At 73.7% G+C, this 15,247-nt stretch carries 10 protein-coding genes and 1 pseudogene; 5 read left to right on the plus strand and 6 right to left on the minus strand.

Going from position 1 to position 15,247, the window contains the following annotated elements:
* Positions 1–28 precede the first annotated feature (28 nt).
* Both fxsA and DRB89_RS17550 read right to left on the minus strand, forming a co-directional pair.
* Positions 29–193 (minus strand): FxSxx-COOH cyclophane-containing RiPP peptide, encoded by a 165-nt coding sequence (gene fxsA, locus DRB89_RS17545; protein ID WP_162688621.1) that lies wholly within the window; start codon positions 191–193, stop codon positions 29–31.
* Positions 194–470: 277 nt separating this feature from the next.
* Positions 471–1,373, minus strand: coding sequence for an alpha/beta hydrolase (locus tag DRB89_RS17550; RefSeq protein WP_112453484.1), 903 nt, complete (start codon positions 1,371–1,373; stop codon positions 471–473).
* Between the two features lie 298 nt (positions 1,374–1,671).
* On the opposite strand from DRB89_RS17550, the gene adhE reads away from it, so the two are divergent.
* The gene (gene adhE / locus DRB89_RS17555) at positions 1,672–4,308 is read left to right on the plus strand and encodes a bifunctional acetaldehyde-CoA/alcohol dehydrogenase (protein ID WP_112449223.1); all 2,637 of its coding nucleotides are present in this window, start codon (positions 1,672–1,674) and stop codon (positions 4,306–4,308) included.
* Between the two features lie 117 nt (positions 4,309–4,425).
* Here the strand turns inward: adhE and DRB89_RS17560 are convergent, their stop codons facing one another.
* Positions 4,426–4,983 (minus strand): TetR/AcrR family transcriptional regulator, encoded by a 558-nt coding sequence (locus DRB89_RS17560; RefSeq protein ID WP_112449222.1) that lies wholly within the window; start codon positions 4,981–4,983, stop codon positions 4,426–4,428.
* Positions 4,984–5,205: 222 nt separating this feature from the next.
* Here DRB89_RS17560 and DRB89_RS44585 point away from each other — a divergent pair.
* Positions 5,206–6,414, plus strand: a pseudogene (locus DRB89_RS44585) (cytosine permease); the annotation flags it as partial.
* On the opposite strand, the gene DRB89_RS17570 reads toward DRB89_RS44585, so the two are convergent.
* Positions 6,408–8,216, minus strand: a complete 1,809-nt coding sequence (locus DRB89_RS17570) for a beta-N-acetylhexosaminidase (RefSeq protein ID WP_112463331.1) — start codon at positions 8,214–8,216, stop codon at positions 6,408–6,410. The pseudogene DRB89_RS44585 and the gene DRB89_RS17570 overlap by 7 nt on opposite strands.
* A gap of 230 nt (positions 8,217–8,446) precedes the next feature.
* Between DRB89_RS17570 and DRB89_RS17575 the strand changes: the two genes are divergently transcribed.
* On the plus strand, positions 8,447–9,310 hold the full coding sequence (locus DRB89_RS17575) for a GntR family transcriptional regulator (protein WP_112450623.1): 864 nt from the start codon (positions 8,447–8,449) through the stop codon (positions 9,308–9,310).
* A gap of 15 nt (positions 9,311–9,325) precedes the next feature.
* On the opposite strand, the gene DRB89_RS17580 is transcribed toward DRB89_RS17575, so the two are convergent.
* A complete protein-coding gene (locus DRB89_RS17580; protein WP_112450624.1) occupies positions 9,326–10,126 on the minus strand; it encodes a winged helix-turn-helix domain-containing protein in 801 nt (266 codons plus the stop codon).
* A gap of 145 nt (positions 10,127–10,271) precedes the next feature.
* Complete coding sequence (locus tag DRB89_RS17585; protein WP_112450625.1) at positions 10,272–11,852, minus strand: IucA/IucC family protein; 1,581 nt, start codon at positions 11,850–11,852, stop codon at positions 10,272–10,274.
* A gap of 118 nt (positions 11,853–11,970) precedes the next feature.
* Here DRB89_RS17585 and DRB89_RS17590 point away from each other — a divergent pair, with 118 nt between their 5' ends.
* Positions 11,971–13,590 (plus strand): IucA/IucC family siderophore biosynthesis protein, encoded by a 1,620-nt coding sequence (locus tag DRB89_RS17590; RefSeq protein ID WP_112463865.1) that lies wholly within the window; start codon positions 11,971–11,973, stop codon positions 13,588–13,590.
* Positions 13,591–13,717: 127 nt separating this feature from the next.
* Positions 13,718–15,238 carry an FAD-binding oxidoreductase gene (locus DRB89_RS17595; protein WP_112463332.1) on the plus strand — a complete coding sequence of 507 codons (1,521 nt, stop codon included), beginning with the start codon at positions 13,718–13,720 and terminating at the stop codon, positions 15,236–15,238.
* Positions 15,239–15,247 lie beyond the last annotated feature (9 nt).

A 15,247-nucleotide genomic window follows, 5' to 3' on the forward strand; every position in this document is an offset into this window, starting at 1 on the left:
CCACCAGTCTAGAGCGCGTACTCCGGGGTCAGAGTGCAGAGTTGAAGATCGGCGCTTGAACCTGCCGACCGGCTTCCGTGGGAAGGACGCGGCCCAGGGTCGCGGCCGCGCGCGCACCGCGGACGTCGATCCGGTCGAGCGGGACGCGACGGACCTTGACGGTGCCGGTCGGGGGGGTTGCGGAGGTGTTCATGACGCCGTCCTCGGGGAGGTCATGGGGAATGGGCAGGGTTGACATCGACGAGAAGTCGGTGTCTGGCGCGGACTTTACCTGCCTGCGGGCCCTTCGGCGTGCTAAACGCCCACGGGTGGCGGATATCCTGAGCTGTCTTCGACCCGGATGTGACGGGCGGTCAAGCGTCCGTGGAAAGTCCGACCGAATGGGACGGGTTCCGGTATTCGGCCGTTTGCCTGACGGCAAGATCCTTTTCTTTTTCCGGGGGCGCCCGCACCGGGGTGCGGGCAGCCCGCTACGCCGGCTGCCGTTCGCTGACGGGCGGCACGGGCAGGTCCCTGAGCAGCCACGTCAGTACGTCGGGCAGCGCGCGCAGCGCCGCGAAGTGCGCGGCGGCCGGGTCGAAGGTGGTGGTCGCGCCGGGGATCCGGCGGGCCAGCCAGCGGGAGTGGCCCACGGGCGAGAACACGTCGAGTTCCCCGTGCCAGATCAGCACCGGGCAGCGGATGTCGGCCGGATCGAACCCCCACGGGCTGCTGAACGCGATGATGTCGTCGATCCAGCCGTAGGCGGAGGTGCGGACCCCCTCGCGGTAGTTCCGCAGCAGCATCCCCCGCAGGCCCGCGTCCGCGACGATCATGCGGTCGCTGGCGGTGAGCTCGCGACGCAGTTCGTCCAGGAGCCGTCCGGGGTCCGCGGCGATGCCGGCGGCGCGCGGGATCAGCCGGGCCGCGAGCTCCTCGGGGTCCCGGCCGGCCGTCGAGTACTCCAGCACGTTCGACTCGGCCATGCCGTCGAACCAGTCCAGGTCCTCCGCGTCCCGGGGGGCGAGGGGGACCAGGGCCGCGGTCCGGGTGACCCGGTCGGGGAGCAGGGCGGCGCAGGCCAGGGCGCCGGGTCCGCCGCCGGAGCGGCCGGCCACCGCGAAGGTGTCCAGGCCCAGGGCGTCGGCGATCGCGGCCACGTCGCCGGCCACGTCGGCGACGGTGCGGCCCGCGTGCCGGTCGGAGCCGCCGTAGCCGGGCCGGTCGTAGGCGATGAGCTGCATCCGGCGCTGGTAGAGGACCATCCCCCGGGGCGCCGGGCCCAGCCGGCTTCCGGGCATGCCGTGGAGCAGGAACACGGGTTTGCCGAATGGATCGCCCCAGCGCTCCACCGTCAGGCTCCGTCCGTCCGCCACGCGCACCTGACTGCGCACGCGCACCCCCTTGCGCTCGCCGCGACTCGTCACGGTGATTGTGCTCGCTGGGGGAGGAGTGCGGTAGGGCGCACTTCGCGCGAAATTCTTGTGAAAGTTTTCACAAGCGCACAGGGGTCTTTGGTCCTGGGGTGTCTATGCAGGTCAGATGGGTGATGGAAGAGGTTCGAACAGGCGTGAACAGACCTTCGGCCTGCCGGAAAAGGGCTTTCTCGGCGCCGCGGCTTCCGCTTTTGGGTGTCGAATTGAGTCATCAGGAAAGCGGTTCGGGTTGAGTCGAAATGAAGGAGTTCCCGCCATGCAGGCCAACGAGATGGTGGATGGACTGGTCCAGGGAGCGCTCAAGGCGCTCGACCAGTTCTCGTCGTTCAACCAGGAGCAGGTCGACCACATCGTCAAGAAGGCCTCCCTGGCGGCGCTGAGCCAGCACGGCGAGCTCGCCCGGCTGGCGGTGGAGGAGACCGGCCGCGGCCTCTTCGAGGACAAGGCGGTCAAGAACCTCTTCGCCTGCGAGCACGTCGTGAACTCGATGCGCGGGCTCAAGACCGCGGGCGTCATCCGCCGCGACGAGCTGAACGGCATCACGGAGATCGCCGAGCCCGTCGGCGTCGTCTGTGCGATGACCCCGGTCACCAACCCGACCTCCACCACGATCTTCAAGGCGCTGATCGCCCTGAAGACCCGCAACCCGATCATCTTCGCCTTCCACCCCTCCGCGCAGAACTGCTCGGCCGAGGCCGCCCGCGTCGTCCGCGACGCCGCCGTCGCCGCCGGCGCCCCCGCGAACTGCGTCCAGTGGGTCACCGCCCCCTCCATGGAGGCCACCGGCGCCCTCATGAACCACCCGGGCGTCTCCACCATCCTCGCGACCGGCGGAAACGCCATGGTCAAGGCCGCGTACTCGTGCGGCAAGCCGGCCCTGGGAGTCGGCGCGGGCAACGTCCCCGCCTACGTCCACAAGAGCGCCAAGCTCGGCCGCGCGATCCACGACATCGTGCTCTCCAAGGCCTTCGACAACGGCATGATCTGCGCCTCCGAGCAGGCCGTCATCCTCGACGCCGAGATCTACGAGAAGGGCCTCGCCGAGTTCAAGCGGCTCGGCGCCCACGTGGTCTCCGCGGCCGAGAAGACCAAGCTGGAGCAGTTCGTCTTCGGCACCACCGCCTACGCGGCCGACGCCTCCGGCGCGAAGCTGAACCCGGCGGTCGTCGGCAAGTCCCCGCAGTGGATCGCCGAGCAGGCCGGCTTCACCGTCCCCGCCGACGCCTCGATCCTCCTCGCGGAGTGCAACGAGGTCGGCGAGAACGAGCCGCTGACCCGCGAGAAGCTCTCCCCGGTGCTGGCCGCCCTGAAGGCCTCCGACACCGAGCACGGCCTCGAACTGGCCGCCGCGATGGTCGAGTTCCACGGCCTGGGCCACAGCGCCGCCATCCACGCCGAGGACGAGGAGCTCGTCGAGGAGTTCGGCAAGAAGGTCAAGGCGATCCGCGTCATCGCCAACTCGCCCTCCACCTTCGGCGGCATCGGCGACGTCTACAACGCCTTCCTCCCCTCCCTCACCCTCGGCTGCGGCTCGTACGGACACAACTCGGTGTCGAACAACGTCACCGCGGTCAACCTGATCAACGTCAAGCGGATCGGACGGCGCAACACCAACATGCAGTGGTTCAAGGTCCCGCCGAAGATCTACTTCGAGCGCAACTCCATCCGCTACCTCGGTGAGATGGACGGCATCAGCCGGGTCTCGATCGTCACCGACAAGACGATGGTCTCCATCGGCTTCGTGCAGAAGGTCGTGGACATCCTCCAGGCCCGCGAAGGCGCCGTGGCCATCCAGGTCATCGACAACGTCGAGCCCAACCCGGAGCTCTCCACCGTCCAGGCCGGCGCCGCGATGATGCGCGACTTCAAGCCCGACACGATCATCGGCCTCGGCGGCGGCTCGCCGATGGACGCCGCGAAGATCATGTGGCTGATGTACGAGCGCCCGGAGGTGGAGTTCGCCGACACGAAGGAGAAGTTCTTCGACGTCCGCAAGCGCGCCTACAAGTTCCCCTCGCTCGGCGAGAAGGCCAAGATGGTCGCCATCCCGACCACCTCGGGCACCGGCTCCGAGGTCACCCCGTTCGCCGTCATCTCCGACCCGGCCGCGGCCCAGAAGTACCCGCTCGCCGACTACGCCCTGACCCCGAACGTCGCCATCGTCGACCCGATGCTGCCGATGGGCCTCCCGCCCAAGGTGACCGCCGACTCCGGCTTCGACGCCCTGACGCACGCCACCGAGGCCTACGTCTCCGCGTACTCGAACGACTACACCGACGGCCTGTGCCTCCAGGCCATCAAGCTCATCTTCGAAAACCTCCAGCGCTGCGTGGTCGACGGTCCGAACGACCCCGAGGCCCGCGAGAAGATGCACAACGCCTCCACGGTGGCGGGCATGGCCTTCGCCAACGCCTTCCTGGGCATGGTCCACGCCATGGCGCACACCCTGGGCAACACCTTCCACGTGGCCCACGGCCGCACCAACGCGCTGCTCCTGCCCCACGTGATCCGCCACAACGGCACCGTCACCCACAAGGCCACCCCGTGGCCGAAGGCCGAGGTCTACCGGGCGCCGGAGCGCTTCCAGGAGATCGCGAAGATGCTGGGCCTGCCGGCCGCCACCGCGGCCGAGGGCGTCGAGTCCTACGCCAAGGCCGTCGAGGAGCTGCGCGCCAAGTGCGGGATCACCGCCTCCTTCGCCGAGGAGGGCGTGGACGAGCAGGCCTTCATCGAGGCCCTGCCGACCCAGGCCATGAACGCCTACGCCGACCAGTGCGCGCCCGCCAACCCCCGGATGCCGATGATCGACGACCTGAAGCAGCTGATGCTCCAGGCGTACTACGGCAACACCGAGGGTGCCCCGGCCAAGAAGGCCGCCGCCAAGAAGAAGTAGCCCTTCTTCCCCAGAACCTCCGCCAAGGAGCGGAAAAGCCCGTCCGGGGCGCCAAGGCCCGGGCGGGCTTTCCACGTGTCCCCGTGGAGGGCGTGTCCCCAGGGAGGGGCGGGCGGCTCACACGTGCGGGATCAGCAGGGCCGCCGCCGAGCGGGCCCGCTCCAGGGAGGTGGCCCGGTCGGCGCCCCGCTCGCCCAGCACCACGCGGGTGCTCAGGCCGTCCAGCAGGGCGAGCAGCTCCGAGGCGCGGGCGGGGACGTCCAGGCCGGCGGCGAAGCGGCCCTGCTCGACGCCCTTGGCGAGGAGCGCCTCCAGGTCCCGCTGCCAGCCGTCGTCGATCTCCTGCTGGGCGGCGCGCAGCGGTTCGTTCGAGGGGATGCGGGCCCACAGCTCGATCCAGAGCGTCCAGCGCGGATCGCGGGGGCCGCGCGGCAGGTAGAGCTCCAGGAAGAGCGCGAGCTTGCGGTGGGCGGTGACCCGGCGGCCCAGCAGCGCGGTCCGCTCCTCGGCCAGTTGCCGCTCGCTCCAGTGCAGTGCGGCCAGCAGCAGCCGGTCCTTGCTGCCGAAGTAGTACAGGATGTGGCCGCCGCTGGTGCCGAGCCGCTCGGCGAGCGCGGACATGGTGAGCGTCGCCAGCCCGTCCTCGGCGATCGCCGTCATGGCCTCTTCCAGCATCCGCTCCTGGGCGATCTGCCCGTCGCGCCGGCGTGCCGCTCCCGCTGCCCCTGCCACCCGTGCCGCCTTCCCGATCTTCGTGGGCCGACCTTATCCCGGACAGGGTCTTGACGGGGCCCCGATCGGCGGCGCATCTTGAATGTCATTCAAGAACTTAGAACGCCGTTCAATCTAGATGCGGCGGTTCGACAGGTCACCGGTTCGAAGGTCAGGGGCAGACGCATGGCACAGCAGGAGACGACGGCCGACGTCGACGAGATCTTCAGAGTCGAGACGCACGGCATCGACCCGATCCCCGACGCCGAGCGCCACGGCGGGGCCAAGGACCTCTTCTGGCTCTGGTTCGGCTCCAACCTGACCTTCACCTACGTGATCAACGGCGCCCTCGCCGTCGCCTTCGGCCTCTCCTTCTGGCAGGCCACCGCCGTGGTCGTGATCAGCGGACTGTCCTTCTTCGCGATCAGCGCCGCCGGCCTCAGCGGCATCCGCACCGGCACCGCCACCCTGGTCATCTCCCGGGCCGCCTTCGGCGTCCGCGGCAACTGGCCGGCGGGCGTCCTGAACTGGGTGGTGAGCATCGGCTACACCATCGTCAACACCGTCGTCGGCACCCTGGCGCTGGAGGTCTTCTTCGCCGAAATCGGCCTGGGCGAAGGCGCCTCGATCCGGGCCCTCGCCCTCGGCACCACCCTCGCGCTCACCTTCGCCGTCGCCATGTGGGGCCACGCCACCGTGCAGTTCGCGGAGCGCTGGATGGCCTACGTCCTCGCCGTCGGCTTCGGTGCCCTGCTGGTCTTCGTCCTGCCCGGCGCCGAGACCTCCGCCCCGGCCGGCGCCGCGCTCCCGGGTCTGTCCGGCTGGAGCCTGGCCTTCGTGGTGATGCTCGCCGGGCCGTTCTCGTACCTGCCGATGCCCGCCGACTACACCCGCTACCTGCCCCGCACCACCTCGCTGAAGTCGATCACCTGGATGGGCGCGCTCGGCGGCTTCGTCTCCTCCGTCGCCCTCGGGATCGCGGGCGTCGCCGCCGCCACCCAGACCGACATGACCGACGCCGTCGCCGGAGCCGAGAGCCTGCTGCCCGGCTGGTTCCAGCCGCTGTTCCTCGCCCTGGTCCTGGGCGGCTCCGTCACCAACTCGATCATCACCCTCTACTCCTCCAGCCTGAACCTCCAGGTCCTCGGCATCCCGTGGAGCCGGGCCCGGGCCATCGTGATCAGCGCCGCCGTGACCGCCGCCGGATCGCTCGCCGCGCTCTTCCTCACCGACTTCACCACCTCGCTGCTCTCCTTCCTCTCCCTCCTGATCATCGTGTTCGCCCCCTGGGGCGGCGTCTTCCTCGCCGACATGCTGATGCGCCGCTGCCGCTACGACTCCGACGCGCTGCACGCCGGGAGCGCGGGCGCCTACTGGTACCGCGCCGGCTACCACCCCGCCGGGATGGCCGCCCTGCTCGCCGGCATGGTCTTCGCCGCTCTGACCTGCGACTCCGAGCTGTGGACCGGGCCGCTCGTCGCCCCGCTCGGCGGCGCGGACCTCACGCTGCTCGGCTCGGTCGTCGCCGGGCTCACGTACTGGGCGCTCGCCCGGCGGGTGCCCGCGTACGTCCCGGCCGCCTGATCCCCCCGGCCGAGCAGAGGGGCTTGCGGGACGGGGTGCTGCAGGACGGGGTGCTGCGGGGATCGGCCTCGCACGCCGAGGGCGGCGAGCCGGGTCTGGTGGCGGTCCAGCCGGCGGCGGAAGTCCGGCCAGTCGCGGTGCGCCGACCAGGCGGTGTCCGCCAGGGCGCACAGCCTGGGGAAGGCCAGGTACTCGAGCTCGGCCGGGGTGCGCGCGTACTCGGTCCACAGCTGCGCCTGGGTGCCGAGGACCCGGCGCGCGGCCTCGGGCTCCCAGTGCGCGGGAACGGGCTCGTTGTCGTAGACGCCACGCAGGTCGAGCACGCCGTCCTGGCCGCGCGGCTCGCCGGGGTCGGCGGACTGCGGGTAGTCGAGGTAGGTGGAGCGGTACGGGGCCATGATCACGTCGTGGCCACGCAGCGCGGCGGCGCGCCCGTGGTCCGCGTCGCGCCACGCCATCGCGGTGAAGGCGGCGGGGAGTTCGGCGCCGGTGTCGGTCCAGCCGAGGGGGCGCCGGCCGAGCCGGGCCAGGTGCGCGGCGACGGAGTCGAGGAACCAGCCGTGCAGGGCGCCCGGTCCGGACAGGCCCTCGGCTGCGACCCGGGCCCGGGCGGCCGGCGAGCGCTCCCATTCCACGCGGGGGCATTCGTCGCCGCCGATGTGGACGTAGGGGGCGGGGAACACGTCGGCGACCTCGTCCAGCACCTCCCGGCAGAAGTCGAGGACACCGTCGTGGACGCCGAAGACGTTCTCGCAGACTCCCCAGCGGGTCCACGGCTCCAGCCGGACACCGGGCCGGTTGCCGAGTCCGGGGTAGGCGGCGAGGGCGGCGCGGGCGTGGCCGGGCATCTCGATCTCGGGGACGACGCTCACCCCGCGCCGGGCCGCGTAGGCGACGAGCCCGGCCAGTTCGGCACGGGTGTAGGCGCCCTCGTGCGGGATGCCGTCGCCCGCGCTCTCGGCCCGGCGGCCGCCGATCTCGGTGAGCCGGGGGCGGGCGGCGACCGGCATCCGCCAGCCCTGGTCGTCGGTGAGGTGCAGGTGCAGGACGTTGAGCTTGTGCAGGGCGAGCAGGTCCACGAAGCGCCGCAGGTAGTCCGCGGGCTGGAAGTGGCGGGCCACGTCCAGCATGGCTCCGCGCCAGGCGAACCGGGGCCGGTCGATGATCCGTACGCAGGGAAGTGACCAGTCGGGGGCGGGCGTACGGGTCCGCGCACCCCCGCCGGGCCGCTCCCCGCCGGCCAACGACCCGGTGGCGGCCAGCGCCTCGGGCGGCAGCAGCTGGCGCAGGGTCTGGACCCCGCGCAGCAGCCCCTCGGGCCGGGCGGCGAGGAGCAGGACCGCCTCGGGTCGGACGGTGAGGGAGTACCCCTCGGCTCCGAGGGCCCGCTCGCCGGGGGCCAGCAGGAAGGAGATCCGCCCCTCGGGGTCAGGCGCCAGCGGCAGTCCGGTGGCGGGGGTGAGCAGTTCGCGCAGGAGGTCGGCCGCCGCCCCGGCGCCGGGACCGGCCCGCAGTCCGGTGCGGTGGTCCAGGGGGAAGCGTCCGGGCTGGGTGGTGACCGAGTCGGGGCGCGGGACGAGCGCGAGGTCGGGGCGGAGGGCGGCTGCGGGCACGGCGTCGAGGTTCCTCACCTGGTCGTGGAGACAACTCGCCACCTTGACCAGCGAGTTGACCAACTGACCAATTGGTTAGCTGAGTGGCTAGAAGGTGACACGGCCCGTGTTCGCCGTCAACCCCGCGCGCTCCCGGTATTTTCCGCAGAGACCTCGCGCCGATCACCGACCGAATGGTTAGATGCACATGACCAGTTGGACAGGTGACCAGAGGGAAACGGAGTCCGGCCATGGAGAACGGCGCATCCGACTCTGACCGCGCAGCCGCAGCGTCGGGGCTGGTGCTCAAACGGGAGCGGGTCCGCGAGCACCTGCTGGGCCTCATCGACGTCCGGCGGCCCGGCGACGCGATCCCCTCGGAGCGCACCCTGTGCGCCACCCTGGAGGTCTCCCGCCCCACCCTGCGCGCGGCGGTGGACGAACTCGTGGCCACGGGCGTCCTCGTACGGGAGCACGGGCGCGGCATGTTCGTCGCCCCGGCCAAGATCACCCAGGAACTGGCCGCCGCCGAGGCGGCGTTCGCGATGCGGCAGGCCGCCGGACACTGGTCCAGCCGGATCCTGGAGCAGTCCACCGTCCAGGCGGGCGCGCGCATCGGCCGCCGGCTGCGCATCTCGCCCGGCGCGCAGCTGCTCTACGTCGCCCGGCTGCGGCTGGTGGACGGGGCCCCGATGGCGATCGAGCACCTGCACATCCCGGCCGCCCTGGTGCCCGCCCTGACCCCGGCCGAGCTGGAGGCCGGCGACCTCTACGAGCACCTGCGCGACCACCACGGCGTGTACGTGCACGAGGCGCAGCAGTCCATCGAGCCGACCGTGGTGAACGAGGCGGAGGCCGGCCTGCTGGACGTCCCGCTGCTCTCCCCCGCCCTGCTGATCGAGCGGCTCACCACCGACTCCACCGGGCGCCCCGTGGAGTACGTGCACTCCGTCTACCGCGGCGACCGCTACCGGATCGTCTCGCGCCTCGCGCTCGGGACGTCCCCGGGGGCCGGACGGCCGGACGGCCACCACCCGGGGATCCCGCCGGGCGATCTGGGCCGGCGGGCCGTCATCACCTCCACCACCTCGGGGGACATCCACACCGGCGCGTAACTTCCGGTCACAGCACTAGGTCACCCGGAAGCCGATGGCCGGGTGGGAGCGGTCGAAGGTCAGCCGGTCCCAGCCGGGGAAGGCGAGGTCGGTGACGGCGAGCAGCCTGCCGGAGACGTCGTGCAGGGTGCGGCGCACGGAGAGCCCTCCCGCGGGGGCGGGGGCCTGGGGGAAGCTGGTCCGGGTCATGGTGATGGTCTCCGCGACCCGGCCGCCGTTCGCGGCCCGCTCCAGCCACCGGTGCAGGGCACCCAGGTCCTCGTCCCGGACACCGGCCGCCGCGCGGTCGCGGTAGCGGGCGAGTTCCGGCGCCCCGTCCACGGCGCGCGGGCAGAGGTACGTCACCTCGTGCCGCCGCGTCTGGCCCCCCGGGCCGGTTTCGCGGTGGTGGTGGACCAGGGTCCGCTCACCGCCGCGCATGCCGAGCTGATCGGCGAGCGCGGGAGCCAGGGTGACGAGCGTGAGCCAGTTCTGCGCGGGTCCGGCGGCGGGCGCCGGTGCCGGTGCGGGCGGACCTGCGGGCGCCGGCGCCGCCACCCGCGCGGGGACGGCGGCCGGGGGCCGCGGCGCCGGCTCGGGGAAGGCGGTGCGGGTGCCGCGGCGCCCGGTGACGACGAGGCCGTCCTCGCGCAGGTGCTGGAGGGCGGCCCGGATGGTCTGCCGGTTGACCTGGTAGCGGGCGGCCAGGCTGCGCTCGGAGGGCAGTCTGGCTCCGGGGGTGAGGGCGGTGCGGTCCATCTCGTGCCGCAGCGCTGCGGCGATCCGCTGGTACTTGGGCATGGCGGCCTGGCCGCCACCCCGCGAAGGGGAGGGCATGGCTTCTCCTCTGACGGGAGGTCAAGGACTGCGCGGTCTGCCCGACCAACGTAGCATTGGTCTATACCTTTAGGTGAGACGGGTGCCGACAACCGGCCCCGATTGGCCGGAACCTTGCCTGCCGCTTGCGGCCCGCCGGGCCCCCTCAGCCGTGCAAGGGGTTGGGAAGCGGCAGGTAGCGGGCGTCCGCCCCGTCGGCCCTGGTCCAGCGCAGCAGCAGGTTGGTCTTGGCCGGGAGCGTCGGGGAGGCCAGCAGGGACTCGATCTCGGGGAGCCCGTGGGCCGCGTCGAAGCGCCGGAACTCCTCTCGGGCCGCCGGCCACAGGGCTCCGGCCGCCGCGGGGTGGTCCTGCGCGAGCGCGCCCGCCACCTCGGTCAGGTGGTTGACCACCAGGCAGTACACGAGGCGCTGCCAGGCGGCTCCGCGCTCCGTGTCCGGCAGGAGTTTGACGCCCTCCGCGTCCCGGAAGAGCGCCTGCGCGGGCATGCCCTCGGCGTCGACGGCGACCAGGGTGTTCTGCAGGTGGGCCTCCAGGACGACGCCGTGCCGGGCGAACAGGTACAGCACGGGCGGCACCACCTCGCGCAGGTACGCCCGCCACCACGCGGCCGGGTCCGCGGCGGCCGTGAGCGGGCTGCCCGGGTAGCCCTCCGCCAGGGCCGCCGCCAGCAGGGGCGTCAGCCCCGGCTCCGCGTGCGCCCGCAGCCCGTCGCGGACCAGGACCGCGAGCTCCTCGAAGGCGAAGGCGGCCGTACGGTAGCCCCGGTCGGGCAGCCAGGCCGCGCGCGATCCGGACCGGCGCAGGTCCGCGAAGCCCGCCAGGGTCGCCGCGTCCGTGCGGCGCAGCCCCAGCAGGTCGTGCCGCCAGAGCCGGCGCACGTCGTTGGTGATCCGCACGTCGAGGCTGAACTTCACGAACAGGTCGGCGTCCGGGCCGCCGCCGGGGACGTACAGGGTCCGGATCGACGCCGTCGGCCAGACCGGGAGCCGTCCGGTCCCCAGCCGCAGCAGCCGTCCGTCCTCGAAGGCCTCGCGCACCGCGGGCCGGCCCCCGACCAGGTCGAGCTGCCAGGGGTGCGCGGGCAGCAGTCGGTAGCCCGCGGGCGGGTGCGGGCCGCCGGCGGTCCGCACGAGGGAGTCGATCGCCGCCGCCGCCCCGGATCCGCCCTCCTCCACCACCTGGTCCTCCCGCAGCCCCAGGAAGACCAGGGGGAACCGGGCGTGCGCCTCGGGCGCGTACGGCAGCCAGCCCGCGGCCGGGGCACCGCCCCGCGCCTTGGGCGCCGGATGGTGCGGGTGCCCCATCACCAGGGCCTGCTCGGAGCGGACGTACGGGTCCGCCGGGGGCTCGGCCGCCGCCCGGGCGGTCAGCAGCGCGGCGACCGTCTCGCGGCTGTCGGCGATCTCCACCGGGAGCTCGTCGTTGGACACCCCGGTGTACTGGAGCAGTTCGTCGGAGACCAGTTTGACCAGCTCGGTGTGGCTGAGCGGATGCCAGCCGTCCGCCGTGCGCAGCTCGGGCCCGGCCGGCCGCCGGCCGCCGCCCACCCGCATCAGCCGCCCGCTGCCGAGCAGCCGGTACACACCCGCACCGCCCTCGGCGGACTCGGCCGCCTCTCTGAGCAGGCAGTTCAACAGTGGCGCGGATGCGTAGGCATCGGCGGCAGCGCTGCGGGCAGCGTTGTCGACGGCAGTGTCGGCGGCGTTGAGGTCCACGGATTCCATTCGGTACAACCGGTGTGCCGGCGGCGCGCGGGGCGTACCACCGGCCGTGATCTTCAGTATCCGCGATGATGAAGTGATCATCACGTCATCCGAGAGGATCAAGGCCCTGGACCCCAGCATGCACCTCCCCGCCACCCCCGCCGAAGAGGCCGTGGCCGCCGAATTGGCCGGATCCGCGCTGCCCGGCGCGCGCGCCGCCGCACTTCCCGGCGCGTACGCCGCCGCACTGCCCGGCGCGTACGCCGCCGCACTGCCCGGCGCGTACGCCGCCGCACTGCCCGGCGCGTACGCCGCCGCACTGCCCGGCGCGCGCGCCGCCGTGCTGACCCGGCTGTGGCGGGCGCTCGCCTGCGAACCGCTGCCCTGGATCGCGCACCGGAAGCCGGGCCCCGGCTCCCTCGCGCTGCGCCTCGCCTCGGGCGCGCTGCTGGAGGGCCCGGCGGCGGACCCGTACGCGACGGCGCCGTACGTCACCGAGCTGCTGCTCGACGGCCGCCCCCACCGGGGGGCCGCCGCCCTGGTGGCGGCCCTCGGGGTGCCGCACGGGGAGGAGTTCGCCGCCGAGCTCGACGACAGCACGGCCTCGCTCGCCCTGTCCCGGGCCGGGCAGCCGGCCGGGCCGGACCCCGCGCCCCGGACCACCTGGGAGTGGGAGCAGCGGATCGTCGACGGGCATCCGTACCACCCCAACTGCCGTTCCCGGCCGGGCTTCACGGTCGCCGAGCAGCTGGCGTACGCGCCCGAGCACCGGCCCCTGGTCACCCTCGGGCTGGCCTCCGTACGGGCCGAGGAGTGCCTGGTCGCCGGGGACTGGCCGGACGCCTGGCGGGAGGGCGGGCGGATCCTCCTGCCGGTCCATCCGTGGCAGGCCGAGCACGTCTTCAAGCAGGGGGGACCGGCGGGGCACGAGGTCCGGCCCGGTCCCGCCGCGCACCCGCTGATGGCCCTGCGCACCCTGTCCCCCGCCGACGGCGGGCCGCACGTCAAGACCGCGCTGAGCACCCGGCTCACCTCCTCCGTGCGGGACATCTCCGCCTACTCCGTCGAGACGGCCGCCGCGGTCTCCGCCTTCGCGCAGGGCCTGTCCGAGCGGCTCGACGGCCGCCTGCACATCACCCGCACCCTCGGCGCCGTCACCGCGCACACCCCGGACCTGGCCGCGGTGCTCCGCGAGCCCCCCGAGGCGTACGCGGACGTCGGCGCGGGCGAACGCGTGCTGCCCGTCGCCGCGCTGGCCCTCACCCCGTACGCGCGCTCCGCGCCCTGGCGGGCCGGTTTCGCCCGCCTCGCCCTGTCCGTGTGCCTGCGGGTGCTGGACCTCGGGGTGGCCCTGGAGGCGCACGGCCAGAACCTGCTGGTCGTCCTGGCCGCCGACGGCACCCCGCTGCGCCTGGTCTACCGCGATCTCGCCGACATCCGGATCAGCCCGGCCCGGCTGGCCCGCCACGGCCTGCCGGTGCCCCCGCTGACGGGTCGGCTGGTCACCGACGACGTGACCGCCCTGCGGCGCAAGCTCTTCGGGTCCCTGGTGGCCGGCGCGTTCGGCTCCACGGCCGGTTCGGCCGCCGCGCTCGCGGCGGACCTCGCGGCGGCGGCGCCCGGGCTCGCGGCCACGGCCGACACGGAGGCACTGCTGCGCGGAGCGCTGCCCACCAAGGCGCTGACCCTGATGCGGCTGAGCCCCGGGGTCCCGGGCGACCAGTGGGCCGAGCTGGACAATCCGCTGACGGGGGGCTGATCCCGGGGCGGGGTCCAGACCGGCACTCCAGCGCCGCGGCGTCCGGGTGTGGGCCGTTCGGGGGGCAACTCGGCCCCCGTGGGCCCGCCTTCGCCCCGAACGGGCACGGCGGTGGCAGGAAGGAGGGATGAGCCTCCACCGCCGCCAGGTCCTCGCGGCCGGCGCCGCCGGCGCACTCGCCTCCCTCGGCGCGGCGGGCCGGCGCGCTCGGGACCCGGACTTCGGCGCGCTGGCCCGCTCCCTCGACGGCCGGGTGGTGACGGCGGCCGACCCGGACTACGCCGAAGCCCGCAGGCTCTTCCAGCCCCGCTACGACACGGTTCGGCCGGGCGCGGTGGCCTACCCCGCGCACCCGGGCGACGTGGCCGCCTGCCTGGACTTCGCCCGGCGCTCGGCCGTCCCCGTGGTGCCGCGCGGCGGCGGACACGGCTACGCCGGCTGGTCCACCCGCGAGGGCGGGCTCGTGATCGACGCGGGGGCCATGGCGGAGGTCTCCGCCTCCGGAACCGACGTGCGGATCGGCGCGGGCGCCCGGCTCGGCGAGGTGAACGCCGCCCTCGCCGCCCGGGGCCTGGCCGTGCCGGCCGGGCTGTGCCCCTCCGTCGGCATCGCCGGGCTCACCCTCGGCGGCGGGCTGGGCCTGGCCTCCCGGTTCCACGGCGCCACCTGCGACCGGCTCACCGGGGCGACCGTCGTGACCCCCGACGGGACGGTCCGCGAGGTCGGCGCCGACGACGACCCGGCGCTGTTCTGGGCCCTGCGCGGCGGCGGGGGCGGCAACTTCGGCGTGGTCACCGGCTTCCGCTTCCTCGCCCATCCCGTCGGCGACTGCGCGTTCGCCGAGCTGCACTGGGCCCCGGCCGACTCGGCCGCCGTCCTGCGCGGCTGGCAGCGCTGGCTCGCGGCGCTCCCGGACCCGTTCTGGAGCCAGGTGGAGTTCACCGTCGACGGCGGCCCGGTCGGTGCACCGGCGCTGCGGGTGCTCTGCCTGGAGGGCGGGCGCGGTGAGCTGGAGCGGCAGCTGACCCGCCTGTCCGACCTGGCCGGGCGGCCGCCGCGGGACAGCTGGACCGTGGTGCGGAGCCACGGGGACACCGTCCGGGCCATGTCGGGCTGCCTCGACCTGGGCCCCGCCGAGTGCCGGCTCCCCGGCACCCTGCCCGGACACGACCCCCGGGGGCGCCTCGGCCGCGACTCCTACGCCGCCCGCTCGGACTTCTGGGCCCCCCGCGGGCTGACGGAGCCGGCCGTGGCGGCGGTGCTCGCGGCCGTGGGGCGCTACGCCGGGAGCGTGCCGCGCGGCGGTTTCGGAGTGGTCCAGTTCGACGGTGTGTGCGGCGGCGCCCTCAACCGGACCGCGCCCACCGCCACCGCCTTCGCGCACCGCTCCGCCGGCTTCCTCGCGCAGTACCTCGCCTACTGGCCGGCTCCGGCGACGGCGGCCGACATCGGCCGGCACCAGGGCTGGCTCGACTCGCTCTGGCAGGACCTGCGGCCCTGGGCGAGCGGGTCCGCGTACCAGAACTACGCCGACCCGAAGCTGGCCGGCTGGCGCGATGCCTACTACGGGCCGAATCTGGCCCGCCTCGAGGAGGTCCGGCGCGCCTACGACCCCGACCGGCTCTTCCGCTTCCCGCAGGCTGTGTAAGGAGACCGA

It is taken from the genome of Streptomyces sp. ICC4, assembly GCF_003287915.1.
Taxonomy (GTDB): domain Bacteria; phylum Actinomycetota; class Actinomycetes; order Streptomycetales; family Streptomycetaceae; genus Streptomyces; species Streptomyces tritrimontium.